Annotated in this window: 24 protein-coding genes; 4 read left to right on the top strand and 20 right to left on the bottom strand. The window is 59.5% G+C overall.

Annotation, left to right across the window (positions count from 1 at the left end):
* Nucleotides 1-167: 167 nt before the first annotated feature.
* The 4 genes from IFT66_RS04395 to IFT66_RS04380 form a co-directional block, all read right to left on the bottom strand.
* Nucleotides 168-1412, bottom strand: a complete 1245-nt coding sequence (locus IFT66_RS04395) for an aminotransferase class I/II-fold pyridoxal phosphate-dependent enzyme (protein ID WP_113110926.1) — start codon at nucleotides 1410-1412, stop codon at nucleotides 168-170.
* Nucleotides 1413-1582: 170 nt separating this feature from the next.
* A complete protein-coding gene (gene eno / locus IFT66_RS04390) occupies nucleotides 1583-2857 on the bottom strand; it encodes a phosphopyruvate hydratase (protein WP_062457265.1) in 1275 nt (424 codons plus the stop codon).
* Between the two features lie 128 nt (nucleotides 2858-2985).
* The gene (gene kdsA / locus IFT66_RS04385) at nucleotides 2986-3831 is read right to left on the bottom strand and encodes a 3-deoxy-8-phosphooctulonate synthase (RefSeq protein ID WP_192076840.1); all 846 of its coding nucleotides are present in this window, start codon (nucleotides 3829-3831) and stop codon (nucleotides 2986-2988) included.
* A 4-nt stretch (nucleotides 3832-3835) separates the two neighbouring features.
* The gene (locus tag IFT66_RS04380) at nucleotides 3836-4711 is read right to left on the bottom strand and encodes a VOC family protein (protein WP_192076839.1); all 876 of its coding nucleotides are present in this window, start codon (nucleotides 4709-4711) and stop codon (nucleotides 3836-3838) included.
* Between the two features lie 192 nt (nucleotides 4712-4903).
* Here IFT66_RS04380 and lexA point away from each other — a divergent pair, with 192 nt between their 5' ends.
* The gene (lexA, locus tag IFT66_RS04375) at nucleotides 4904-5623 is read left to right on the top strand and encodes a transcriptional repressor LexA (protein ID WP_062457274.1); all 720 of its coding nucleotides are present in this window, start codon (nucleotides 4904-4906) and stop codon (nucleotides 5621-5623) included.
* Here lexA and IFT66_RS04370 read toward each other — a convergent pair.
* Nucleotides 5604-8153, bottom strand: a complete 2550-nt coding sequence (locus IFT66_RS04370) for a ComEC/Rec2 family competence protein (RefSeq protein WP_192076838.1) — start codon at nucleotides 8151-8153, stop codon at nucleotides 5604-5606. The two genes, lexA and IFT66_RS04370, sit on opposite strands and share 20 nt — an antisense overlap.
* A gap of 293 nt (nucleotides 8154-8446) precedes the next feature.
* Between IFT66_RS04370 and gltA the strand changes: the two genes are divergently transcribed.
* Nucleotides 8447-9736, top strand: coding sequence for a citrate synthase (gene gltA / locus IFT66_RS04365; RefSeq protein WP_062457278.1), 1290 nt, complete (start codon nucleotides 8447-8449; stop codon nucleotides 9734-9736).
* Between the two features lie 35 nt (nucleotides 9737-9771).
* Here the strand turns inward: gltA and lpxB are convergent, their stop codons facing one another.
* The 15 genes from lpxB to IFT66_RS04290 all read right to left on the bottom strand — a co-directional run bounded on the left by lpxB (nucleotide 9772) and on the right by IFT66_RS04290 (nucleotide 24855).
* On the bottom strand, nucleotides 9772-10950 hold the full coding sequence (gene lpxB / locus IFT66_RS04360) for a lipid-A-disaccharide synthase (protein WP_192076837.1): 1179 nt from the start codon (nucleotides 10948-10950) through the stop codon (nucleotides 9772-9774).
* A complete protein-coding gene (locus IFT66_RS04355) occupies nucleotides 10950-11837 on the bottom strand; it encodes an LpxI family protein (protein WP_192076836.1) in 888 nt (295 codons plus the stop codon). The genes lpxB and IFT66_RS04355 overlap by 1 nt, the downstream gene beginning before the upstream one ends.
* Nucleotides 11837-12652, bottom strand: coding sequence for an acyl-ACP--UDP-N-acetylglucosamine O-acyltransferase (lpxA, locus tag IFT66_RS04350; protein ID WP_113110933.1), 816 nt, complete (start codon nucleotides 12650-12652; stop codon nucleotides 11837-11839). The genes IFT66_RS04355 and lpxA overlap by 1 nt, the downstream gene beginning before the upstream one ends.
* A complete protein-coding gene (fabZ, locus tag IFT66_RS04345) occupies nucleotides 12649-13113 on the bottom strand; it encodes a 3-hydroxyacyl-ACP dehydratase FabZ (RefSeq protein ID WP_062457291.1) in 465 nt (154 codons plus the stop codon). Before fabZ ends, lpxA begins: the two co-directional genes overlap by 4 nt.
* Nucleotides 13103-14170, bottom strand: coding sequence for a UDP-3-O-(3-hydroxymyristoyl)glucosamine N-acyltransferase (lpxD, locus tag IFT66_RS04340; RefSeq protein ID WP_092662185.1), 1068 nt, complete (start codon nucleotides 14168-14170; stop codon nucleotides 13103-13105). Before lpxD ends, fabZ begins: the two co-directional genes overlap by 11 nt.
* A gap of 51 nt (nucleotides 14171-14221) precedes the next feature.
* Complete coding sequence (gene bamA, locus IFT66_RS04335) at nucleotides 14222-16585, bottom strand: outer membrane protein assembly factor BamA (RefSeq protein WP_062580420.1); 2364 nt, start codon at nucleotides 16583-16585, stop codon at nucleotides 14222-14224.
* 196 nt (nucleotides 16586-16781) lie between these two features.
* On the bottom strand, nucleotides 16782-17903 hold the full coding sequence (gene rseP, locus IFT66_RS04330) for an RIP metalloprotease RseP (protein ID WP_062457300.1): 1122 nt from the start codon (nucleotides 17901-17903) through the stop codon (nucleotides 16782-16784).
* A gap of 41 nt (nucleotides 17904-17944) precedes the next feature.
* A complete protein-coding gene (locus IFT66_RS04325) occupies nucleotides 17945-18778 on the bottom strand; it encodes a phosphatidate cytidylyltransferase (RefSeq protein WP_192076835.1) in 834 nt (277 codons plus the stop codon).
* Nucleotides 18778-19521, bottom strand: a complete 744-nt coding sequence (locus IFT66_RS04320; protein ID WP_062457306.1) for an isoprenyl transferase — start codon at nucleotides 19519-19521, stop codon at nucleotides 18778-18780. Before IFT66_RS04320 ends, IFT66_RS04325 begins: the two co-directional genes overlap by 1 nt.
* Before the next feature lie 51 nt (nucleotides 19522-19572).
* Nucleotides 19573-20130 carry a ribosome recycling factor gene (frr, locus tag IFT66_RS04315; protein WP_062457309.1) on the bottom strand — a complete coding sequence of 186 codons (558 nt, stop codon included), beginning with the start codon at nucleotides 20128-20130 and terminating at the stop codon, nucleotides 19573-19575.
* 54 nt (nucleotides 20131-20184) lie between these two features.
* Entirely contained in the window at nucleotides 20185-20904 is a 720-nt protein-coding gene (gene pyrH / locus IFT66_RS04310) for a UMP kinase (RefSeq protein ID WP_062580417.1), read from the bottom strand.
* A gap of 132 nt (nucleotides 20905-21036) precedes the next feature.
* The gene (tsf, locus tag IFT66_RS04305) at nucleotides 21037-21963 is read right to left on the bottom strand and encodes a translation elongation factor Ts (protein WP_062580415.1); all 927 of its coding nucleotides are present in this window, start codon (nucleotides 21961-21963) and stop codon (nucleotides 21037-21039) included.
* A 246-nt stretch (nucleotides 21964-22209) separates the two neighbouring features.
* Nucleotides 22210-22995 carry a 30S ribosomal protein S2 gene (gene rpsB / locus IFT66_RS04300; protein ID WP_062457320.1) on the bottom strand — a complete coding sequence of 262 codons (786 nt, stop codon included), beginning with the start codon at nucleotides 22993-22995 and terminating at the stop codon, nucleotides 22210-22212.
* A gap of 204 nt (nucleotides 22996-23199) precedes the next feature.
* Nucleotides 23200-23913, bottom strand: coding sequence for a pentapeptide repeat-containing protein (locus tag IFT66_RS04295; RefSeq protein ID WP_082476302.1), 714 nt, complete (start codon nucleotides 23911-23913; stop codon nucleotides 23200-23202).
* Nucleotides 23914-24000: 87 nt separating this feature from the next.
* Nucleotides 24001-24855, bottom strand: a complete 855-nt coding sequence (locus IFT66_RS04290) for a cell envelope integrity EipB family protein (protein WP_113167532.1) — start codon at nucleotides 24853-24855, stop codon at nucleotides 24001-24003.
* Between the two features lie 110 nt (nucleotides 24856-24965).
* On the opposite strand from IFT66_RS04290, the gene IFT66_RS04285 reads away from it, so the two are divergent.
* Together IFT66_RS04285 and IFT66_RS04280 are read left to right on the top strand one after the other, a co-directional pair.
* Nucleotides 24966-25436: a RidA family protein gene (locus IFT66_RS04285; protein WP_062457326.1), complete on the top strand. Its 471-nt coding sequence runs from the start codon at nucleotides 24966-24968 to the stop codon at nucleotides 25434-25436.
* Nucleotides 25433-26161, top strand: coding sequence for a glycerophosphodiester phosphodiesterase (locus IFT66_RS04280; protein WP_113110937.1), 729 nt, complete (start codon nucleotides 25433-25435; stop codon nucleotides 26159-26161). Before IFT66_RS04285 ends, IFT66_RS04280 begins: the two co-directional genes overlap by 4 nt.
* Nucleotides 26162-26167 lie beyond the last annotated feature (6 nt).

Below are 26167 nucleotides of genomic sequence, written 5' to 3'. Positions count from 1 at the left end.
TTTGATTGGCGTCGTTTACGGTCGGACGTGCTGGGCGCCTCGGAGAAGGCCGCGTCGGCACGATAGGCGGCGCCCCAAGCCGAGCGTCACCTGCAGGTGAACAGGTCGCCAACAGTATGTGAGAAAGGCGAGCCATCGCTGGTTCGCCTTTCTCAGTACACCGATATTCAGATGATCGGGAGCGCTTCGTGCTCGCGGGTCTCGGCATTGCCGATCAGTCTTCCGAGCCGCTTGATACCCTCGTCGATCATCTCGTCGTTGGCGCAGGAGAAGCTGATGCGCAGCGTGTTGGCGTTGCTGCCGTCGGCGTAGAACGCCTTGCCGGGCACGAAGGCGACCTTTTCGGTTGCCAGCGACTTCGCCAGAAGCTCGGCACCGTCCATGCCCTCCGGCAGCGTCAGCCACACGAACATACCGCCTTCGGGCTTTGTCCATGTCGTTCCCTTCGGCATGTATTTCGCGAGTGCCGCCAGCATGGAATCGCGGCGGCCGCTATAGACCCGCTTGATCTTGGCAACCTGTTCATCGAAACCGCGCGAAGCGACATGCTCGACGGCGATCTGGTTGATCGTCGACGAATGCAGATCGGCCGCCTGCTTCAACAGCACCAGTTTGCGGATGACCGGCATCGCTCCGATGACGAAGCCGACGCGCAGACCGGGTGCAAGCGTCTTTGAGAAGCTGCCGCTGTAGATCGTGCGGGTCTTTTCGATGCCGCCGCTGCGGGCGATGTCGAGAGCGAGGATCGGCGAGACCGGTTCGCCATCGAAGCGCAGGTTCTGGTATGCGGCATCTTCGAGAATCGCGATATCGAGTTCGTCGGCCAGTGCCAGAAGCTTTTCGCGGCCTGCGAGATCGATCGTCTCGCCGGTCGGATTGGAGAAGTCGGCAGACAGATAGGCAAACTTCACCGAGCCACCGGCTTTCGACGCCGTCTCGCGATAGGCTTCCGGCGTGCGGTTGCCGTTGACCGAGAGCTGATCGTAGGTCGGCTCATAGGCGTTGAATGCGGAGAGCGCACCTAGATATGTCGGCCATGTCACCAGCGCCGTATCGTTCGGCGACAGAAACAGTTTGCCGAGGTAATCGAGCGCCTGCTGGGAGCCTGACGTGATGAAAACGTTGTCGGCGGTACAGTCGATGCCGATCTTGGCGACATCGGCGACGATCCAGTCGCGTAGCGGCTTGTAGCCTTCGCTGACCGAATACTGCAGCGCCGAGTTCACCTGAGCGCCTGAGAAGATATCCGCATAGGCCTTCTGGAATTCCTCGGCCGGAAACAGTGCCGGATCCGGAATGCCGCCGGCGAACGAAATGATGTCCGGCTGCTCCAGCAGCTTCAGCAATTCGCGGATCTCGGAGGCTTTCATGCGGCTGGAGCGCGTCGCGAAAATATGGTCCCAATCAAGCACGGGCGTTTCCTTTTATTTCAATATTCTTGGCTTCGGTTTACATAAGTTCCGACAGGTCAACAATACTGACCTATCGGTTTTTGGTACGGTGTGATCACGAATTGTAAAACGCAAAAGCCCGCGCAAGTGGCGCGGGCTCTCGAATATTTTGCCTCAGTCGACCGGAATGATCAGGCCTTGAGGATCGAGCGGCCCGCGTAGGCAGCCTGAGGACCCAGCATTTCCTCGATGCGGATGAGCTGGTTGTACTTGGCCAGACGATCCGAGCGCGACAGCGAACCGGTCTTGATCTGTCCGCAGTTGGTGGCAACTGCGAGATCGGCAATTGTCGAGTCTTCCGTCTCACCCGAACGGTGCGACATGACGGCCGTGTAGCTTGCCTTGTGCGCTGTTTCGACAGCATCGAGCGTTTCGGTGAGCGAGCCGATCTGGTTGACCTTGACGAGGATCGAGTTGGCTGTGCCCTGACGGATCCCATCGCGCAGACGGGCCGAGTTGGTCACGAACAGGTCGTCGCCGACGAGCTGAACCTTGGAACCGATCTTGTCGGTGAGATACTTCCAGCCGGCCCAGTCGTCTTCCGACATGCCGTCTTCGATCGAGATAATCGGGTACTTGCCGGCAAGTTCTGCCAGGTAATCAGCCATTGCTTCGGGCTCCAGCGAACGGCCTTCGCCTTCCAGCTCATACTTGCCGTTCTTGAAGAACTCGGTGGCTGCGCAATCGAGCGCCAGGTGGACGTCATCGCCCGGCCGGTAGCCGGCCTTTTCGACCGACTTCATGATGAAGTCGAGGGCTTCCGGCGCGCTCTTCAGGCCCGGTGCGAAACCGCCTTCGTCGCCGACATTGGTGTTGTGGCCCTGCGCTGCCAGTTCCTTCTTGAGGACGTGGAAGATTTCCGCACCCATGCGCACGGCATCCTTCAGCGTCTCGGCGCCGACAGGCATGATCATGAATTCCTGGAAATCGATCGGGTTGTCGGCGTGAGCGCCGCCGTTGATGATGTTCATCATCGGGACCGGCAGAAGATGGGCGGAGGCGCCGCCGATATAGCGATAGAGCGGCAGGCCGGACGATTCGGCTGCGGCCTTGGCAACGGCAAGCGAGACGCCGAGAATGGCGTTTGCACCCAGGCGCGACTTGTTCGGGGTGCCGTCGAGCGCGATCAGGGTCTTGTCGATGTGGATCTGGCTTTCGGCATCGAAGCCGCCGATCGCGTCGAAGATCTCGGTGTTGACGGCTTCGACAGCCTTTTCGACGCCCTTGCCACCATAGCGCTTGCCACCATCGCGAAGTTCGACGGCTTCATGCGCACCCGTGGAGGCACCGGACGGAACGGCGGCGCGGCCCATCGAGCCGTCTTCCAGATAAACATCCACCTCGACGGTCGGATTGCCACGGCTGTCCAGAATTTCGCGAGCGATGATGTCGGTAATGGCGGTCAAGGGTCTCTCCTCGGTTAATGTGCGAGCCTGAATTCGCAGGCTCAGCGAACAGGCGTGTCATCGACATTGTGCGATCGTCGATGACACGCGGATTACAGTCCAGTCAATTCGGCGGTTTTTCGACGCCGTCAGCCTTTTGCGATGGCGTCGAAGGCCAGCAGCTTTTCCAGAAGCCGCGGCATGTCCTTCAGGTAGACCATGTTCGGACCGTCAGACGGTGCGTTGTCAGGATCTTCGTGGGTTTCGATGAAGACGCCGGCAACACCGACTGCGACGGCTGCACGGGCAAGCGTTTCGACAAACTCGCGCTGGCCGCCGGAAGAGCCGCCCTGGCCGCCTGGCTGCTGGACGGAATGGGTTGCGTCAAAAATAACAGGGCTTCCGAGCGACGCCATGATCGGCAGCGAACGCATGTCGGAAACGAGAGTGTTGTAGCCGAACGACGCACCGCGCTCGCAGAGCATCACATTGGGATTGCCGCTTTCTAGGAACTTCGCCTGAACATTCTTCATGTCCCAGGGTGCCAGGAACTGCCCCTTCTTGACGTTGATCGCGCAACCCGTCTTTGCAGCCGCGACCAGCAAGTCGGTCTGGCGCGACAGGAAGGCGGGGATCTGCAGGATATCGATCGTGTCGGCCACGAGGCCGCACTGCTCTTCCGTGTGGATGTCGGTCAGAACCGGAAAGCCGTATTCCTTCTTGAGATCGGCAAAGATTGCCATCGCGTTGTCCAAGCCGATGCCGCGCTTGCCGGAGATCGACGTGCGGTTGGCTTTGTCGAAGGAGGATTTGTAGACGAGGCCGATGCCGAGCTTCTTGCAGAGTTCGACAAGCGTGCCGGCGATCATGAACGCATGATCGCGGCTTTCCATCTGACAGGGACCGGCAATCAGCGAGAGCTTTGCCGTGTTTGAGAAAACGACTTTCGAACTCCCCTCGCCCACGGACACTTCAGAATTGGCGGAGACTGTCATTTCACTATTCCTCGAAACCGAAAACCACACCTTGCCCCGGGGCTGCCGACACGATCACGCGGCCATCCCTGCGGATGAATGCGACGTCATTAGCAGCAAGGGTGATCTCTGTCACGGCGAGATCGGTGGTCTTGAAGATGATCCCGCGCGCAGCGAGGCGCGACGATAACAAGGGCTTCATCGAAGACCGGAACTCGTCGCTGAACGTGTCGTTGGATTGAATGCGGATGCTGGCATTGGCAGCTTCGATCCGCAGACCGTCTTTCCCTTGCTCGGGTTGCGTCTCGAACACGGTTTCGAGAAGCGGCAGAAACTCCAGCGGGTCATCTGCAGAAAAGACGATCTCTCGAAGGCCTGTAACGGCGTTTGCGTGCTCATCTAGACCACCGCGATCTGCCGGTAATGCGGCCATTCGCTGGCAGGAAAACAGCAAGATGTCATCGACCTCGGGGACTGCCGCGAACGCCAGACGGAATGAGACTTCGCTCTCCCCACCATCGGGCAACTGCATCGGGCGGGAGAACTGAAGCATCTCGCCCGCAGACATGTGCCCGTCCACAAAACGGCTATGATCGGCCGCTGCATCCTGCGTCCCGACGACCACCGCCGATAGACCTTCCCTTTTCCGCTGGCCGCGAAAGCGGATGTCGCGATCGGTGAACACGTTGCCTCGTTTTGCCGCAAGCGAGGCTTGCCGACGGTTCACAATGGCCAGTGGCTCGAGGTACGAGCCATCCGCGAAGAATATGCAGGCATTGGCTGTGCCGAAAGGGTGAACACCTTCAGGTGCCACAGTAAAGCCGAGAGCGGTCAACCTCCCCCGCGCTGACGCCAGATCTGCAACGGGCAGAACCAAATGATCGACTGACTTGTTACCCACTTACACCCCCAAAGTCTTATTCCGCAGAACATTGGCTATCGCGGGAAACTCGGCAAGTGCTGCGCACGAACTGAATACGTGATCGAACGCTGAAATGAGACTATTCTTGAGCAGAAATTTGGGGCTTGCGGAACACAGATAGAACATATAGCGTCCGTTCTGCATTTGTTTCCAATTCTGAGGGTCCCGTCCATGCTGACACGCAAGCAACAGGAGTTACTTCTGTTCATCCACGAGCGGATGAAAGAATCAGGCGTGCCGCCGTCGTTTGACGAAATGAAGGACGCTCTCGACCTTGCATCGAAGTCCGGCATCCATAGGCTGATCACCGCGCTCGAGGAGCGTGGCTTTATTCGCCGTCTGCCGAACAGAGCACGCGCGCTCGAAGTGATCAAGCTGCCTGACGCCTATGTGGCGAACCTTCATCCGCGACGGGGATTTTCTCCCAGTGTCATCGAGGGAAGCCTCGGCAAAACGCAACCGGTCGTCGCTCAGAAGCCGGCGCCGGTCATGGCGGACAATCCGTTCTCGACAAACATTCCGGTCATGGGTCGAATCGCTGCCGGCGTGCCGATCTCCGCGATCCAGAACAACACCCATGACATCGCCGTTCCGATCGAGATGCTGGGTTCCGGCGATCATTACGCGCTCGAAGTGAAGGGCGATTCGATGATCGATGCCGGCATCCTCGATGGCGATACCGTCATCATCAAGAATACCAGCACCGCAAGTCCAGGCGATATCATCGTTGCCCTTGTCGATGAGGAAGAAGCGACCCTGAAGCGGTTTCGCCGCAAGGGTGCCTCGATCGCACTGGAAGCTGCAAACCCGGCTTACGAGACCCGCATCTTCCCGCCCGACCGGGTGAAGGTCCAGGGCAAGCTTGTCGGCCTTATTCGCCGCTATCATTAAGAACGCTGTCATCCCGGAGATGCGCAGCAACAGCCTCCGGGATGCCAAAGTCGAGTTGTCGCGTTCGCCAGTCATAGAACCGGTGGACGGTCCACGGACGGCTTGAGGTCTGTGCGCTGTCTCGCATCGCCGCCGTAATCTTGATGTCTGGCGCTGTCGCGTTCGGAATAATGGTGATTTCCAGTGCGCCAGTCCGGCGCAACGTCCGCCCGCTGAGAAGCAAGGCGCCGGAGCGGCAAGTATCGAAGCGTGCGCCGGGCGAGACGATGATCCGACCGAAATCGCAGGCAAGACCGGTGTATCGGTTGTCTTCGATAGTGACGATCCGGATGTCCTGAGCAGTCTGCGCCGCGCACAGGATTTTCGGCAGACAGGCGAATCGTCCGGGCTTCAATGCTTGAAGAAAACCCCTGACATATTCGATTTCCCGGCGCGTCAAATCCGGTCGCGAATGTGGTCCAGATGGTCTGTCATCGCTTTTCGCAAGGCTGGCACCTCGCGCTGGTTCCGAAGAGGCAAGAACCGGCAAGGCGAGCGGTTGTTCTCCGGTCTCAAGCACCAGCGCTCGCCGCCATTGATCGTAGATAAATCCCGGCGGTCGGGTTCGATTGAGGGTGATCTTGTCATCCTGGATCACGCCGACCGATGCGCCGTCTTCGGATATGACGATATCAGGCCTCGGCGCCGAGCCTGAGCGGACCGCAAAGAGCAAAGCCACCGCCATGAACAGCGCGCCTGTCAACCTCAGCGGCGTGCGCAGCAGCGTCAGAAGCAGAAAGCCTGCCGTCGCCAGAGGCAGGAAAAGCGGGTTCTGCCGGCCGATGGCAATATCGCCGCCCCATGCGGCGACGATCTCGGCAATGCGAATGACGATCCGCAGCCCCTCGCCCATGATGAACAGAAAGGGAGCATCCAGCCCGAACGGCATCAGCAACATGCCAACAAGCCCTGCCGGCATCACCACGAAGGAAATGATCGGCATGGCCGCGAGATTGGCCGCGAGGCCGTAGGTGGTCAGATGGTGGAAATGCTCGATCGAATAGATCGACGTCGACGTACTGCCGATCAGCGACGTCACCACGATCCCGGCAATGAAATGGAACGTCGCCGCGACACCCGTTATCCAATGGTTGCTACCTTTTGTCTCCTCCTTTCCTTTCGCGAAATATCGCGTCCAGAGGGCGAACCCTGCCACCAGTGCCGCGGTTGCCGCAAACGACATCTGGAAACTCGGACCCAAAATCTCCGACGGCGAGATGGCGAGGATGATGATTGCCGAAAGGGCGACGTTGCGAAGGCTGATGGAGGGTCGATCGACGAGCACGGCGACCAGCATCACCGCCATCATGATATAGGCCCGCTCGGCGGAAACCCCGAACCCGGAAATCAGGTAATAGGCGGTCGCCATGACAAGCGCACCGAACGCGGCAAACTTCTTGATCGGATAGGCCTGCGCAAAGCCTGGAAACAGCGACAGGACGGAGCGGACGCCGACGAAGAAGATACCGGCTGCCAGCGCCATGTTCAGGCCTGAGATCGCGACGATATGGGCCAGCCCGGACAGACGAAGCGCCTCGGTCGTCTCACGGGAAATTGCACGGCGCTCGTCGGTCACGATTGCGGCAGCAAAAGCGCCCGCATCCCCCTTGACCGTATCGCGGATGCGACTGCCGATTGCGCTGCGAAGCGCAAAAAGCCCTCGCTGCATGTCCGACCATAACCCGGGTTGGTCATCGATCGCCGGTTGTACGCTAGGCGCGCCGTAAAAGAAGCCAACGGCCCCGATTTGATCGAAGTAGGAGGAGAAGGCGAAATCGTTCAATCCGGGAAGCGCCGGGCCAGAGGGTGGCGACAGACGGGCACGGCCGGAAACGCGCTCTCCGATGTCTGCAGGTTCGTGTTGGCTTCTGGCAAGAACCGAGACGCGCTGTGGCGGTCGTGAAAGCGAGGGCTCAGATGTCTGCTCGATCCTGAGGATATAGCGCCAGCGGCGCTGTGCATCGGCTTCGCGTCGTTCGACAATCCCGCTGATGGTCGTCGTGACGGGCGAATCGAGCACGACCGTCGAACACCGCCAGGTTTCGAGCGCCGCCAGTGCAGAACCGGAGAGAAGCAGGCAGATTACAAGGTTGGCACGAGACAGTGGATGCGCGCGATACCGTGTCAGCCCTGCGGTCACCATCGAGATCGCAAGCATGGTTGCGAGAATGAATGGCGATGGCGTCCAAGGAAGTGCGAACCAGAACGCAGCGCCGGCGCCCAGCAAGACAGGCAGGAAGAGGAACCCATGACCGTGGGAAACCTCCTCGCTCAACGACGTGCTCAGCCATTTGGAAACGGGCCGGTCTCTGACCACATATCCTAGGAAAACATCCTCGGAATGATGGTCGTTTCGACCATCATTCCGGACTTCCGCGGGCATTGTCTGCGATGCCGATTCGGGCGTCCAGAGTGCGATTGCGTGGGGTGTCGAAGCAAGCATCATCGGCTTGCTGCTGGCTGCCTCAAAAATCGCTCCGCCATTCGCCATGATGGTTTATCCCGCCGGCTCCGCTGCAGAGACGGTGATTGATAAACGCAACCTGCGCGTTTATATTCTCCTCGTCAACACATTCGCCAAGCTGCGGTTTTCCTTCACGTTACGGCCTCTTACACCATGAGGTTGGGCATCTTTTAAACGTGGCCTGCCTAAATTATTTTCGCGCTGCACAAAATGTCGCAGGAGCGCTTGGCATCACCTTTAGGATCATATAGCTAACTTGCGACGCTTAACTCTTATGGCGCTTTCTGGGCGCCATGCCGCCAACAGGTTGGAGGATCAGAATGACGGAACAAAGCGCAAATCTCGTACTTGGTGATAAGACAGTCGACCTCTCGGTGCGATCGGGCACCATTGGGCCGGATGTTATCGATATCGCAGCCCTGTACAAGCAAACCGGTGCCTTCACCTACGACCCCGGCTTCACGTCGACTGCATCCTGTGAATCCAAGATCACCTATATCGACGGCGACAAGGGTGTTCTCCTGCACCGCGGCTACCCGATCGAGCAGCTTGCTGAACAGGGTGACTTTCTGGAAACCTGCTATCTGCTTCTCTATGGAGAACTGCCGACGGCTGCCCAGAAGAAGGACTTCGATCATCGCGTAACCATGCACACCATGGTCCACGAGCAGATGAGCCGCTTCTTCACCGGCTTCCGCCGCGATGCGCATCCTATGGCCGTCATGTGCGGTTGCGTGGGCGCTCTCTCGGCCTTCTATCACGATTCCACCGACATCACCGATCCGCACCAGCGGATGGTTGCGTCGCTGCGCATGATCGCCAAGATGCCGACGCTCGCCGCCATGGCCTACAAGTACCATATCGGCCAGCCCTTCGTGTATCCGCAGAACGACCTGGATTACGCCTCCAACTTCCTGCGCATGTGCTTTGCTGTGCCGTGCGAAGAATACAAGGTCAACCCGGTCCTGTCGCGCGCCATGGATCGCATCTTCATCTTGCACGCGGATCACGAACAGAACGCGTCGACCTCGACGGTTCGCCTCGCAGGTTCCTCGGGTGCAAACCCGTTCGCCTGTATCGCTGCCGGCATTGCCTGCCTCTGGGGCCCCGCTCACGGCGGCGCCAACGAAGCAGCGCTCAACATGCTGACCGAGATCGGGACCGTCGACAAGATCCCGGAATACATCGCCCGTGCCAAGGACAAGAACGATCCGTTCCGTCTGATGGGCTTTGGTCACCGCGTCTACAAGAACTACGATCCGCGCGCCAAGATCATGCAGAAGACCACGCATGAAGTGCTGGCGGAACTCGGTCACAAGGACGATCCGCTTCTGCAGGTCGCCATGGAACTCGAGAAGATTGCTCTGACGGACCCCTACTTCATCGAAAAGAAGCTGTACCCGAACATCGACTTCTATTCGGGCATCACCTTGAAGGCGATGGGCTTCCCCACGACGATGTTCACCGTTCTGTTCGCGCTTGCGCGTACCGTCGGCTGGATCGCCCAGTGGGCCGAAATGATCGAAGATCCGCAGCAGCGTATCGGTCGTCCGCGCCAGCTCTATACCGGCGAAGCGCAGCGTGACTACACGCCCGTTTCGAAGCGCTAGGCGCTGAATTAGGCTTTGCGAAAAGAAAAACCCGTTCAGCGATGAACGGGTTTTTTGTTGTCTAACAGTTCGAGTACCGCACCTGCTGCGGCCTCTCCAGGCGGAACAGGGACGTCCAGTCTCTGCCAGGCAAGTGCGAACCCGTCGAGCATCGCACGGCGCTCCGGCGTGTCGGCGGACAGACGTTCCGCCCAGCGGCTGAGGCTTCCGGGTCGCACGACCTCGTTGACATACTCGGGAACGACCGGGTAGTCGGCGATCAGGTTCGGAAGCGCGCCGGTCCAGATCTTGATGCGGCCGGCCAGAAGCTTGATCAGCCAGTCCGTCTTGTAAGCCGAGACAACGGGAACCGTCGCAAGCCCCAGTTCCAGGATAACCGTCCCTGAAGCCGCCAGCGCCACGTCCGCCTCTGCGAAGGCAGCCCATTTTCCGGCTGTATCCGTGGTAATCTCGACATGAACCGGCAGATCTGCGGCCATCTCACGCACCAGTTCTTCCCGGCGCGGTACCGTCGGAAGCAGGAACCGGGTCTCACCATTGCGATCCGAAAACTCGCGCGCAGCCTCGCCGAACACGGGTAGGAGTGCCTTGATTTCGGCTGACCGGGAGCCCGGAAGCAAGAGGATCGTCTTCTTGTCGGCGGAGGTCTTGACCGGCCTCTCGGCGCGCGCAGCACGGACCCTCAGGAGATCCGCATCATTGGTCAGCCGGTGACCGACGAACACTGTCTGCGGACCCTGCAGCCGTCGCATCGCTTCCGGCTCGAAGGGAAGCACGGCAAGAACGAGGTCGACATAGGAGAGCATCGCCTTGGCACGATATTCCTTCCAAGCCCAGACACTCGGGCAGACATAATCAACGATCGGCAGATCCGGCAGGGCCGCCCTCACCTTTCTTGCCACTCGGTGGGTAAAGTCAGGGCTATCGACGATGACAAGCACATCGGGCTTTGCGGCGACGATCGCAGCCGCCGTCTGGTTGATGCGACGGATCAGGTTGGGAAGACGCGCGAGCACCTGGGTGATGCCCATGATCGATAGTTCGGAGAAATCGAACAGCGACAGAAGGCCTTGGGCCGACAGTGCATCACCGCCCACCCCGATCAGTTCGACGGGACCGCGGTAGGACGCCTTCAGTGCTGCGATGAGGTCCGCCCCTAAGAGATCGCCCGACACTTCGCCGGCGATGACGGCAACCTTCAAACCTTGGTTCATCACAATCCTCTCGACGGAAGGGCCTGATCGATTCCGCAGACGAAAATGCCGTGGGCGTCAGCAGCTTTGATTAGCTTTGCTTCTTCCAGCACCAGCGCCCTGCCCGCTTCCACGGCGATCCCCGCCAGCCCGGCCGCGACGGCATGTTCGACGGTGGATGGTCCGATGGTGGGAAGGTCCGCGCGCATATCCTGGTGGAGCTTGCAGAGCTTGACGAGCACGCCCTTGCGACGCGTGGAAATACGTCCCTCGGCGCGCAGTTCGGCAACGCGCTGCATCATCCGGTCAGTTCCCTCGACACCTTCGAGTGCCACAACGCGGCCGCCGACGCTGACAGCGCCCTGGCCGATATCGAGATTGCCGAGCGCACTCGCAGCCTCGACACCGCGTTCGATATCGCGCAGATCGTCACCGCCTGGAGACACTTGGCCAAGCGGACCGACCTTCGCCAGCAGGCCCGGCGCGATGTCGTGGGCACCCAGAACTTCGCAACCCATGGCCTCGATCAACTTGATCACCATCTGCAGCACTGCGTCATCGCCGGCTGATAGCAGTGTGCGCACGACGGAGGGCAATTTGATCAGGGTCTTGAAGGTTGGATGAATGTCGCGCCATTCAGGGCGCCTTGCGACGCCGCCCGACATCACGACGCGACAGATGCCTCTTTCGCGAAAACTCTTCTCGATCCCTGAGAGATCGCCGACGCCCAGCGACACATGGTCGAACCCGTCAAAGCGATGATCCGCCTCATCCTTCAGCTGGATGATGAACGGATCTTCGCCTGCAACACGTGCGGCATCCGCCAGGTAGGCTGGCAAAAAGCCTTTACCGGCGATAATCGCCAGCCGGCCCTCTCGCGCTTGGCCAGGGGCGCCGGCCGCGACCATCAGCCCTTCCTGCGGAAAGGCGATGAGATCGCGCGGTCACTATCGGCTGTGATGAAATCGATGATTTCCATGGCCTCCGGGCAATCGGCAAACTCGTCGCGGATCGCTGCGGCATTGGCGCGAACATTTGCCTCGCCTTCGAAGATCTTCTTGAATGCGCGACGAACGATATGGATCGTTGCGCGATCAATGCCGGCGCGGGTCATGCCGACGACGTTCAGGCCACCCAGAAGACCGGGATTGCCGTTCAGCATGCCAAACGGAATGACGTCGTAGTTGACGGCGGAAAGCCCACCGATGAAGGCTTGCCGACCAATGCGGGTAAACTGGTGAACGGCGCAGCCACCGCCCAGGATCGCACGATCGGCGACCTGCACGTGACCAGCCAGCATCACGTTGTTGGACATGATGATATGGCTGCCGAGCTGGCAATCATGCGCGACGTGCGAATTTGCAAGGAAGAGGCAATTGTCACCAACGACCGTCTTGCCACCACCGCCCGTCGTCCCGGTGTTCATCGTCACGCCTTCGCGCATCGTGCAGTTATCGCCAATGGTCAGGCTCGAATCCTCACCGGCTTCGTGAAGGCTCTGCGACACACCACCGATGACCGCCATCGGGAAGATCCGACATCCCTTGCCGATCTCGGTATTGCCACTGACGACCGCATGCGAAATGAGCTCGACATTGTCCTTCAGCACCACGCGCGGGCCGACATGGGAGAACGGTCCAACGACGACGTTCTCGCCAATCACGGCGCCATCCTCGACCACGGCCGAAGGGTGGATGCGCGCGCTGGCCGAGATCATGCTCATTCGCTTTCCTTGCGCATCATGGCGCCGATATCGGCTTCCGCAACCAGCTGACCATCGACCTTGGCGTCACAATGGAACTTCCAGATGTTGCCACGCTGCTTCTGCTTCACGACATGAAATTCCACGCGGTCACCCGGCACGACCGGCTTGCGGAAACGCGCGTTGTCGATCGTCATGAAGTAGACGAGATTGCCGGCCCCACCCTGCTTGCGCGCACAGATCGCGCCGGCAGTCTGTGCCATACCCTCGACGAGAAGAACGCCCGGCATAATCGGCTGCTCGGGAAAATGACCGGTGAAATGCGGCTCGTTTGCCGTCACGTTCTTGATGCCAACAGCCGAGCTGTCGCCATCGATCTCGATGATCTTGTCGACCAGGAGAAACGGGTAGCGATGCGGCAGAAGGCGCATGATTTCCTGAATGTCGGCCGCGCCGAGCTCCGGCTTGGTCTCATCCGTCATTTTTCTTATCTCCTCGGCGTTTCGCCCGGTCATCGGAACGCGACATGATCTCCGCCATGTCTCTCAAAAAGTCTTTTATCGGCCGCGCCGGAATTCCGCCATAGGTCTGCCCGGCCGGGATATCGGCGACCACGCCGCTCATCGCTGCGATCTGCACGCCATCACCGATCGAGATGTGACCGTTAACGCCGCTCGCACCACCGATCATTACGCCATTGCCGATACGGGTCGATCCGGCAATGCCGACGCCCGACACGATACCGCAATGGCGACCGATGCGGACGTTATGGCCGACCTGAACCTGATTGTCGATCTTGGTGCCCTCGCCGATCACAGTGTCATCCATCGTGCCGCGGTCGATCGTCGTATTGGCGCCAATCTCGACGTGATCCTGGATGATGACACGACCGACCTGCACGATCTTGAGCATGCCTTTCGGGCCGGGCGCATAGCCGAAGCCGTCCTGACCGATCCGGGCGCCATTGTGGATGATGACGTTGTTGCCGATCAATGCCGACAGCACGCTGGCGCCCGAGGCGATCGTGCAGTCGCGGCCGATCTTCACGTCAGCACCGATCACGGCGCCAGCAGCAATCCGTGTGCCGCTGCCGATTTCGACACGCGCACCGATCACCGCCATGGGCTCGATCTCGACACCAGGCTCGAGCCTCGCCGTCGGATCGACAAAGGCCGCCGGAGAAATGCCGGACTGCGATGTTACCGGAGATGGACGAAGCGCGATGGGATGCAGAAGCGCGCCGGCCTCTGCGAAAGCCGTATGCGGCTTCTTCGTCGCAAGCACCGGAATGTGATCTGGAATGATGGATTTCAGGCCCGGATCGCAAAGGATTGCCGACGCTTCGCAGGTCTCGAGATCGGCGCGGCTTTTCCTGGAGAGGATGTAGCAGATATCGCCTTTGCGCGCACGCGCAACGGGCGAGACAGACCGCACCAGTTCGTCACCGGCACGCTCGTCAAGCAGTTCAACCCCAAGATGGGCGGCCAGCTCACGCAGGCTCACGCCATCATGAGGCGGGAAAAATTCGTTATGGTCCATGAACCCTGAGCTCCAGAACAGGTTTCCGGCCGCTTTCGCGGCCGGAGACGATCAGAACTGGTTCGCCATGCTGAAGCGGAACTGCTGCTTCTCGTCGAAGTCTTCCTTGACGACCGGCTCGGCGTAATCGACGCGCAGGTTGCCGAACGGCGAAGCCCACATGACACCAACGCCGACCGAGGCGCGGATCGACATGTCGGTGCCGTTGACCTTGTCACCGAAAGTCTTGGTTTCATTGCCGAACAGCGAACCGGCGTCAGCAAAGACAGCGGCACGGAAACCGACATCTTCCGGGATGAGCGGCATCGGCATCGTCATTTCAGCCGAGGCATTGAAGTAGCTGGTGCCACCGAGAGCATCGCCGTGGTCGTCCGTGCGCGGACCGATACCGTCGTTCTTGAAGCCACGGATCTGACGACCGCCGATCGTGAACTGATCGAAGACGTTCAGATCATCACCGGTCTTGAACACATGACCACCACCGACGGCAATCGAACCAACCAGATCTGCTTCGGTCGAAAGAAGGTGGAAGTAACGGGCGCGGGCTGTGACCTTGTAGAAGTCGGAGTCGCCACCGAGGCCGGCATATTCATGCGTGAAGGATGCAAACAGACCTTCACGTGGAAGCGTCTGGCTGTCCAGCGAGTTGTAGACAAGCGACTGCGACACTGACGACTGCGTATACTTGCCTTCGTCGATCAGGTTCGCGTAGGTCTGCGACACCTTGTCATCAAGCGTAAACGGCAGGCCGTCACCACCAAAAGCACCGTCTTCTTCGTACTTGATCGTCTTGTAGGTGTAGCGGAACGTCGTCGCCAGCTCTTCAGTGATCGGCGCCGTTACGCGCAGGGTGATTCCCTGTTCGCTATAGTCGTAGTAATCGTTCGAAGAGGTCGTGCTCTTGAAGATGTCGAAGCCGGCAGCAAGACGGTAACCGAGGAAGTAAGGCTCGGTGAACGAGATGCTGTAGCTGCGCGCGTCGTCCGTACCGGCACCTGCCGCAACGCGGATGTACTGGCCACGACCGAGGAAGTTCTTTTCTTCGATGGATGCTTCGAGAAGGAAGCCGTCACCGCCAGCAGCGTAACCTGCACCGATACCGAACGAACCGGTTGGCTGATCTTCGACGTCCACGATCACGACGACACGGTCGGCAGAGCTGCCCTGCTGCGTCGTCACGTTGACGGTGGTGAAGTAGCCAAGCGCCTCAAGACGCTTCTTGGCGCGGGCAATCATCCCCTGATTGAACGCATCGCCTTCGGAGAAGTCGAACTCGCGGCGAATAACATAGTCGCGGGTGCGGGTGTTGCCGCGAACCTCGATACGCTCGACATAGGCGCGCTCGCCCTGGTCGACCATATAGGAGACGCCGATCGTGTGGTTTTCAAAGTTGCGATCGCCGCGTGGCGTGACACGCGCAAACGGATAGCCGGCAGACGAGACGCGCTTCGAAATCGCATCCATCGTCTTCTGGATTTCACGGGCATCGTAGGTGCTGCCGGAATTGGTCTCGACGAGACCCTCCAGGTCCTGACCGGAGATGCCTTCTACCGTCGATTCAACGGCAATGTTGCCGTACTGGTAGCGAGCACCTTCCTCAACCGTGAAGGTGATGTTGTACTGGTTAGTCGACTCATCAAGAACCGCCTGCGACGACACGACCCGGAAATCCGGATAGCCGTGATTGTAGTAGAACTGGCGGAGCGTGTCTTCGTCGGCGCGCAGCTTGTCTTCGCTGTAGACATCCTTGCGGGTCAGGAAAGACAGAGGACCGGATTCTTTGGTGATGATCGTCGACTTCAGACGACCGTCGCCATAGGCCTGGTTTCCAACAAAGGTGATGTTGGCAATCTTGGTGCGGTCACCTTCGTTGATGACGAAGGCAAGGTTGACGCGGCCTTGGCCGACATCGGCGGTCTGCGTCGTGACTTCAACGTCGCTACGACCAATCGCGCGATACGATTCGCGGATGCGCTCGATGTCGGCGTTGATCATGGACTGGTTGTAAGGGCCAAGTGGCTGCGTCTGAACGGCGCCAGCGAGCTTGTCGTCCTTGATCTTGCGGTTGCCGTTGAAGACGACCTGGTTGATCAGCTTGTTTTCGCTGACGGTAACGACAAGCGCGCTACCGGAAACGCTGATGCGGACATCGGAGAAAAATCCGGTCGCATAGAGACGCTTCACAGACTCGTCGATGTCGCTCGCGGCGAATGCAACGCCGGGACGGATTGTAAGGTTCGAACGGACAGCTTCTTCGCCGGCGCGCTGAGCGCCGCGGACCTGTACGCTACGAATGGTAGCTGCCTCGGCAGCGGGAGCAGAGGCAAGCACCAGCACACCGGCGCCCGACGCAACAACACTAGCAGACAGCGCAACCGCCGACACTGCGTTCAAGAACTTTGAACCAGCCTTCATTTTCACTTCTTACCTTTTCCCGTTGTCCCTTGGCGGGTGAACCCGACTCCGGCCACGTGTGTCGTTTTACCTGCTTTTGCCCTACAAGCAAGATATCGCGTTAATTTCTATTTACTTCCTTTCGATGCGTGGCCATATCGCCACGCACCACATGCAAACATGGTAAATAAAGGGTTATTTCAACGATCTCACGGGGTTAACCGATGAGATTACTAATGTCGTTGAATGTCGCAAACACCATCAGGCTGAGCACCATGGCCAGTCCGATCCGGAATGCGATCTCCTGAGCACCAGACCCCAGCGGCTTGCCTCTGATGGCCTCGATTGCATAAAATACCAGATGCCCTCCGTCCAGAACAGGAACCGGCATCAGGTTCAACAATCCAATGGAAACTGACAGTACGGCTGCCAGCTGAACAACGGCGGCAAAGCCGAGGCTCGCCATCTGGCCAGATGCCTGCGCGACCCTGACAGGACCGCCCAGCTGATCAGCCTTCATGCGACCCGTCACGAGGTTGCCGATGTAGCGGAATGTGCCGGTGACGATATTTCCGGTTTCCTTGACCCCTTCCGCCACTGCCTCGAGGGGCGAGAAGGTTTCGGTCCTGAAATTGCCCAGCTGTTCGTTGGTGACGATGCCGATCAGGCCGAGCTCGACCTTGTTGCCGAACTGGTCGGTGATCTCACTGCGCTTTGGCACCATAGGCAGGTCGATGTCCTGCCCGTTGCGTTCAACGGTGACGGTGATCGGGGTTTCCGGACGCACGCTGACATAGCGGCGGACGTCGTCGAACGTCTTGATGCGACTGCCATCGAGCGCGACCAGACGGTCCCCCGTCTGCACACCGGCTTCTGCAGCGGCGCTGTCAGGCCTCACTTCGGCGACGACGGGATCGGCGATGACCTTTCCGTAAACGCTGAACAGGACGGCGAAGATCGCGATCGCCAGAATGAAATTGGCAATCGGTCCGGCAGCCACGGTCGCCGCGCGTTTCCACAGCTTGGCCCCGGCCAGCGTGTGAGCCTTGTCCGCCTCGGTCATATGCGAGACGCTTTTGGCATCGGGCATGCTCGCGACATCGTCGTCGCCAAAGAATTTCACATACCCACCAAGCGGAATCGCAGAGATCTTCCAGCGTGTGCCGCGTTTGTCCGTAAACCCGATCAGTTCCGGTCCGAAGCCGACGGAAAACGCAGTCGAGCGGATGCCGCACCAGCGGCCGACAAGATAGTGGCCCATTTCGTGCACGAAGACGAGCAGCGACAGGACGAGGATGAAGGGGATGATGTAACCCGTAACGAAGGTCAGGATGGCCATTTCAGTTTCCGGTTTCCAGCGGTCGCAAGGACCGACATTTATCAGAGGCCGAAAAGATAGGCCGCGACGCTTGCGTCAACATGGCTTGTCCAGGCGGCGTGCGCAAGTGTGAGAAGAAACGCCGCGAAACAGGCAAAAACGAGACCGTCGACGCGATCCATCACACCACCGTGGCCGGGGATGAGATGACTGGAATCCTTCACGCCGAATCGGCGCTTGATGAAGGATTCGAAGAGATCGCCGATCTGGCTCGCGACAGACAGGATGAGCGCCATGAACGCCGTCCACAGCGAGAAGTCCGAGAACACAACACCACTCAGCGCAGATCCCGCGATGACGGCGGAAACGGTACCGCCGATCGCTCCGGACCATGTCTTGCCGGGCGAGATTCGTGGCGCGAGTTTCGGCCCCTTCAGTTTGCGGCCGATGAAATAGGCGAGAATGTCCGTGGACCAGACGACGGCGAACAGAAACAGCATCGCCATCAGGCCGATCTGGTTCTCACCCCGGATCGCGGCAATGGCGATCGTACTCAAGCCTGCGTAGAGGATGCCTGATGGCAGCCACCAGCTACGCTTTCGCAGAACGACAAACAGCATGGCTGTTATCACGCCGCCGCCAAGGAGCGGCATCGACATCTGGTCGTCACCGCCGAGAACATTCAACGCGATAAGGACGACAATCAGCCAACCGAAGGCGTTGCCCTGGAAATCCACGTCCTTCAATCGAGTGATCGTGGACCATTCGTAATAGACGAGTACGCCGATCACGGCTGCGACGGCCCGGAATGGGAGACCACCTGCCCAGGTCGCGGCCAGGACCACGATGGCAAGCACGATTGCCGACAGAAGACGCTTCTTCAATTCTCCCGACATCAGCCGACGACCGCGGTGGGAGTGGCCGACACGGCGCCGAACCGGCGGTCGCGAGAGGCGTAGACCTTGAGGGCCTGGAAGAAGAGCTGCTTGTCGAAATCCGGCCAGTATTCGGGAATGAACAGGAACTCCGAATAGGCTGCCTGCCAAAGCAGGAAGTTCGAAAGCCTTTCTTCGCCGCTGGTGCGGATGATCAGGTCCGGGTCTGGAATATCGGCGGTGTCCAGACGCCCGCAAATCATCGCCGCATCGATCGCCTCTGGATCGAGAAGGCCTGCGCGCACGTCCTTTGCCAGGCTCACCGTCGCACGGACGATCTCGTCACGCGAGCCATAATTGAACGCGATCACAAGTGTCAGCGCCGTGTTGTTGCGCGTCGTCTCCTCGGCCTCCAGAAGCAGAGGCAGAAGATCGCCGCGCAGCTTGACGCGGTCGCCAATGATGCGGATGCGAACATTGGAATGATGCAGTTCGGCGAGGTCGCGGCGGATGAAGCGGCGTAGAAGCCCCATCAGGTCGTTCACCTCGGCTTCCGGACGGCTCCAGTTCTCCGACGAAAAGGCGAACAGGGTGAGATACTCCACACCCGCCTCGCCTGCCGCCTTCACCGTTTCGCGAACGGCTTCCATCCCTTTGCTGTGGCCAACGGTACGGGGAAGCCCACGCTTGTTGGCCCACCGTCCGTTGCCATCCATGATGATGGCGACATGCCGAGGGATGATCGCAAGTTCGGGGGTCGCCATAATCGATGCCGTTCCTTTCGCAGCCGCAACGTTGCGGCGTCGCGGAGCAGGTTATACCTGCATGATTTCCTTTTCCTTGTCGGCAAGCAAGCGGTCGACTTCGGAAATCGTGTCATCCGTCATCTTCTGCACTTTTTCCGACTGGGCGCGACTTTCGTCCTGGCCGATGGAACCGTCCTTCTCAGCCTTCTTGAGCCCGTCCATGCCGTCACGACGGACATGTCGAGCCGCAACCTTGGCTTTTTCGCCGTATTCGTGGGCAAGCTTCACCAGCGACTTGCGGCGCTCTTCGTTGAGCTCCGGCAGAGGAATACGCAGGTTCTGGCCATCGACGATCGGGTTGAGGCCGAGATTCGATTCGCGGATTGCACGATCGACGGCACCCACCATTGACTTGTCCCAGATCGAGACGCCCAGCATGCGCGGCTCGGGAACCGTCACGTTTGCAACCTGGTTGAGCGGCACGCGCGAACCATAGGCTTCGACCGTGACAGGGTCGAGGATGTTTGCGGAAGCACGGCCCGTGCGCAGCGATGAGATGTCGCTCTTGAAGGCCGTGATCGCGCCGTCCATACGGCGCTTGATGTCGTTGAGATCTACTCCACTCATCAGCAGGAACTCCCTATTGTTCTTGGCGGTCGGTTCTTGGCAACGAACCGCGTGTCAGTTGTCGGATACGATGGTCTTGCGACCGCCGCCGGTCAAGATTTGTGCGAAACCGCCCTTCTCGTGGATCGAGAAGACGACGATCGGAATGGAATTTTCACGCGCCAGCGCAACGGCTGCGACGTCCATGACGGCAAGACCCTTGTCGAGCACTTCACTGTGGGTGAGCGTTTCGAACCGGGTCGCGGTCGGGTCCTTCTTCGGGTCTGCGGAATAGATGCCGTCGACCTGCGTGCCCTTGAATATCGCTTCTGCGCCGATCTCGGCAGCACGCAGCGCCGCAGCAGAATCGGTGGTGAAGAACGGGTTGCCGGTACCGCCGGCAAAGATCACCACACGGCCCTGCGCCATATGATGCAGCGTGCGACGCTGCGAGAAGCTTTCGCAGATCTCCGGCATGGCGACAGCCGACAGGACGACCGTCTCGATGTCGAGCTTGCGCAGCGAGGTTGCGAGCGCCAGTGCGTTGATGACGGTGCCGAGCATGCCCATGTGGTCGCCGGTCACCCGGTCGCCACCCTTGGAAGCTACGGCCACGCCACGAAAAATGTTGCCGCCGCCGACGACGACACCGACTTCGACGCCCATGGCGCAGGCATCCGCAATATCCGATGCGATCCGGTCTGCAACTTCAACGTCGATACCGAAGCCCTGACTTCCCATCAGTGCTTCACCGGAGGCCTTGAGCAGAACACGCTTGTAGATCGGTTGCGACATGGTGGCTCCTTGAAAGCGAAACGGACGGAGTGATCAAACGGGATGCGGATACACGAAGGGCACCGGCTTGTCACCGGTGCCCTTCAGGTTTTCAACGACTACAGCGCCTTGCGATGCGCGTGAAGGCAGCAATCAGCCCTTCGCGACTGCTGCAACTTCTGCTGCGAAATCGCTTTCTTCCTTTTCGACGCCTTCACCGAGGAGAAGACGCGCCATGCCGGTGACTTCGATCGGCGCGCCGACTTCCTTTTCGGCAGCCTTGACGGCGTCACCGACGGTGAGGTCAGGGTTGATGACGAAAGCCTGCGACAGAAGAGCAACTTCCTCGAAGAACTTGCGCATGCGGCCGTCGACCATCTTTTCGATGATGGCTTCCGGCTTGCCGGATTCGCGGGCCTGTTCGATGAAGACGTTGCGCTCGCGCTCGGCGACAGCGGCATCGACTTCTTCCGAACGGATGGCGAGCGGGTTGGTGGCTGCGATGTGCATGGCAACCTGGCGGCCAATGGCGTTCAGCGCTTCCTTGTTGCCGGTCGACTTCAGGGCAACGAGAACGCCGAGCTTGCCGAGACGGTCAGCCGCTGCGTTGTGGATGTAAGTCGCAACAACGCCGTCCTCGACGGACAGAAGCGCGGAGCGGCGCAGGTTCATGTTCTCGCCGATCGTGGCAATCGTATCCTTGATCGTGTCGGAGACCGTCTTGCCGGTAGCCGGATAGATTGCTGCGCTGACGCCGTCGACGGTACCGTCGGTGGTCAGGGCAACATCGGCAATGCCGCGAACCATGGTCTGGAACGCATCGTTGCGCGCTACGAAGTCGGTTTCGGAGTTCACTTCGACAACGACAGCGGACGTGCCGTTGGAGGCGACGCCGATCAGGCCTTCGGCTGCGGTGCGGCCGGACTTCTTGTCAGCCTTGGCGATACCCTTGGCGCGCAGCCAGTCGATCGCAGCTTCGATGTCGCCGTTGTTTTCGGCAAGCGCGCGCTTGCAATCCATCATGCCCGCGCCGGACTTTTCGCGCAGTTCCTTCACCAGTGCAGCGGTGATTTCAGCCATTTTCGTGCCTCTTGTCGGTTCAAGTTGCGTGTCGCCGGAAAACCGTCGGCGATACCAAAGATTGGGACGAATGTACCCGGAAATATGACATCGTGATGAAGCCATCACGGTTGCGACCGTCTCCACGTCCACCTGACGGTAGACGGCGACGTATCGTCTTAAACGACCAAGGCCAGGGATTGATATCTCTGGCCTTGGTCGAATTCGAAAAGACGGAGCGTCTCAGAACGCTCCAGACTCAGACAATTAAGCCTGAGCTTCCGTTTCGGCTGCGCCTTCAGCTTCGAGAGCAGGCTCTTCAGGAGCCTCCATCATCGCGCCGAGGTCACGGCCCGAAGCGCCCTGCTGACGGGCAATGCCGTCGATGGCAGCGCGTGCCATCAGGTCGCAGTAGAGAGCGATGGCGCGCGAAGCGTCGTCGTTGCCAGGGATCGGGAAGTCGATCAGGTCCGGATCGCAGTTCGAGTCGATGATGGCGACGACCGGGATGCCCAGGCGCTTTGCTTCATCGATCGCGATCTTTTCCTTGTTGGTGTCGATGATGAACATCAGGTCCGGAACGCCGCCCATGTCACGGATACCGCCAAGAGCCTTGTCCAGCTTTTCGCGTTCGCGCTCGAGGTTCAGACGCTCCTTCTTGGAGTAGCCGGAAGCTTCCGAGTTCAGGATCTCGTCGAGCTTGCGCAGACGGGCGATCGAGTTCGAAATGGTCTTCCAGTTGGTCATCATGCCGCCGAGCCAGCGGGAGTTGACGTAGTACTGCGCCGAACGCTTGGCGGAGTCAGCGATAAGCTCGGAAGCCTGACGCTTGGTGCCAACGAACAGAACGCGGCCGCCACGAGCAACGGTGTCGGACACGACCTGAAGGGCGCGCGACAGCATCGGAACGGTCTGAGCCAGATCGATGATGTGGATGTTGTTACGATCGCCGAAGATGTACGGCTTCATCTTCGGGTTCCAGCGGTGTGTCTGGTGGCCGAAGTGGGTGCCTGCTTCGAGAAGCTGGCGCATAGAGAAATCGGGCAATGCCATGCCTAGTTATCCTTTTCCGGTTGAACCTCCGCAAGACGAACAGCAACCTCGTCGAGGCTGCCACCGGGCGGAACGGACCGGATTTCTCCCGGACCATCCCATGCCTTGCGTGTGGAATGCCGGTGCCCATACTAGGCATCGGCCACAAAGGCAAGCGTTTTTCGACGCTGCCCGTCTTTGGGAAGAGCGGGACTGGCCGAAGCCCTAGTCCATTTCGCGGTCGCCGCAGGGCCAGCTTTCCGGCAGTGTCAGGCCGGCCGGCAGTTTCGTGCGCCGGTCGCCGCAGGCCACGTTCAGCTGGTGCTGATCGAGCCCGATCGAAGACGACAGGTCCACTCCTTCGATGCGCGTCAGAAAGAAGAAGGCGCTCTGGAAATTGAGGGGACCTTTGAATTCGGCCTTCGTCAGGTCGGCGCGTGCCAGGTTTGCGAAGGCGAAACTTGCGCCGGTCAGGACGGCCCCGTCGAAGTTCGACCTGCCGAGTTCGGCTTTCTCGAAGCGTGCGTTGTTCAACTCCGCTTTCGAGAAATTGGACCTCTCCAACTCCGCGCTCGTGAAATTCGCGTCGTTGGCGCGTACTTTCTGGAAGTCGGACCGATATGCTTCGACCTTTGAAAAATTCGCCCCCTCGGCGTTGCTGCCTGCCATCCAGGTGCGGATGAGCTTCGCCTTGGTGAGATTGGTACCGGCAAAATTCGAATCGCGCAGATCGGTAAAGCTTAAGTCCGCCTCCGCAAGACTACCCTTGGAGAAATCGGATCCGCTCAGCATCAGATTGCGCTTGGCGCAACTCGACCAGTTGATCCCGGGATAGGGATCGGTACGGCACTCCTGCGCCGAGACCGTCGTCGGCGCGAGTGTCAGCGCGGCGGCTCCTGTCAGGATCGCGACAGAAAGAATGGTACCAATCGAACTCATAGACACCGCTCCTCTCCACGCCTCGGTGGACGTGCATACTCAACTACCGCTTATATAGAGAAGGACGGCAGCAAATTCACCCCGTCGTCACTTGGTAACGGGTCGTTGATCTGCCTGGCAGTCGCTCTTTTGCAAAAGCTCAAGCTTGCTCAGGCTTCCGCTCAGCACGAAGTCGCCGTAGTCCATGGTCAGGTCGCGCGTGATGCCGTTCTCATAGAGCTTGAACGACATGTTGTAGACGGGCGTCGGATCGCCCGCGGCTGCCTCGTTGAAATAGGCAATGGTCACAGGCCAATACGCGGCCTTGGAGAACTCGCCGGCTTTGGCTGCATCAAGATCTTCCTTCTGCGGGTCCTGCTGCTTTCCAATGACTGTCGTGGTCAGAAGCGACTTGTCGCCATCCTCAGAACCGTCGAACACGCGTGCCTCGAAAAACCGGTTGCCATCCTTCGCATTCTTGATCACTTCAAGCATGTGATTGGTAGGGAACGCGCTGGCTGGAAGGTCGACTTCGCGCCCCTCGGGACCGGTCAGGTCCACTTTGACGCCGGTTTCGCCGGTCGTCGCGTCACCGGCGACCTCCTTGTCCAACTGTTCGTCGGTAAACGACTTGGTCTCGAAGTGAAACTGCTGCGCCGATACATCCTCGAACGTGTTGGTCTGTTGGTCGCTGACGCGGGTTTGCTCGCCAGTATCTATCTTTGTGACGAGACGGAAGTTGGTCGTGAACCCCGTGCAGGCCGAGCCGGTAAACTCGTAGACCATTCGTCCGACCATCCCTTCGATTCCGGACCGCTCGGACGCATCCTTGAGTTTCAGGTCGTAGACGGCGCGATGCGGAATGAGCAGGCGGGCCGCCGTATCGGCGCTCATCGGGGCAGCGGAGGCCGCTGGCACGCTCATCACGCCGGCAAGGAACATCCCAAGGCTCGTGCGCAGCATTCACATTCTCCTATTGGACTCAATGCATGATGTTGTAAGAACGCCATCAGCCGAGGTTATGACCTTGATGCAGGATTTTTGGGCAATTTACAATAAAACCGGAGACCGAAATGTCGAACCCGATCGAGACGCGCCTGCAGGAACTGGACATCGTTCTGCCTGAGGCAGCAGCGCCCGCCGCCAATTACGTGTCCTACGTGATCAGCGGCAACATGCTCTATATCTCCGGTCAGCTGCCCACCGAAAACGGCAAGATAGCCGTCAGCGGCCTGGTCGGTGCCGATGTCGACGTCCCGGCAGCGCAGCGTGCCGCGGAACTCTGCGCCATCAACATTCTGTCGCAGGCGAAGGCTGCTCTTGGCGGAGATCTCACCAGGATCAAGCGCGTCGTCAAGCTGTCGAGCTTCGTTGCGTCTGCACCGGGCTTCACGGAACAGCATATCGTCACCAATGGCGCTTCGAACCTCATTGCGAACGTGCTCGGGGAAGCCGGCAAGCACGCCCGCGCTGCCGTCGGCATGGCAGCACTTCCACTTAACGCCGCGGTCGAGATCGAGGCTATCATCGAGATCTCCGCATGACATCTGCAGACTGGATCAAGGACGTTCCGGTCGCGCATCGCGGCTATCACGACATGAACAAGACGGTTTGGGAAAATACGCTGTCAGCGTTTTCCCGGGCCATTGATGCGGGTTTCGCGATCGAGTGCGACATACAGCTGTCCGCAGACAGCGTCCCGGTCGTGTTCCACGACAACAAGCTGGAGCGCCTTTGCGGCATCAAGGGCGACGTTCGCGAACGGACCGCGGCAGAACTCGGAATGCTTTCGATTGGTGGCACCGCGGACAAGATACCGACGCTCAAGCAGATGCTCACGCTTGTCGCCGGTCGCGTTCCTCTTGTCATCGAGATCAAGGGTCGCCAAGCGGATGAGGACGACGGCTTCGTTGACGACGTTCTCGACGTATTGGAAGGGTATGAGGGCAAGGTTGCCCTGATGAGCTTCGACTACCACATCCTGCGTGCACTGAAGCAGGCCGAGGCGCCCTACCCGCTGGGCCTCACCGCCGAAGGCTCAAAGCCGGAGGAGTTCTTCAATCACGACGAAGCGATGCAGCTCGGCCTCGATTTCATCTCCTATCACTGGGCGCATCTGCCCAACTCATTCGTCACTGCGCAGGCTGATGCCGGAATTCCGATCATTACCTGGACGGTGAGGGATGCAAAGGCCGTCGAACATACCTATAAATATGCAAAGCAGATGACCTTCGAAGGGTTCGACCCACGGGAGAACCCTGCCGCATAATTGGAT

It is taken from the genome of Rhizobium sp. CFBP 13726, assembly GCF_014841925.1.
Classification (GTDB): domain Bacteria; phylum Pseudomonadota; class Alphaproteobacteria; order Rhizobiales; family Rhizobiaceae; genus Neorhizobium; species Neorhizobium soli.
Note: the sequence above shows the minus strand (reverse complement) of the source record. Positions and strands in the feature narration are given on the sequence as shown.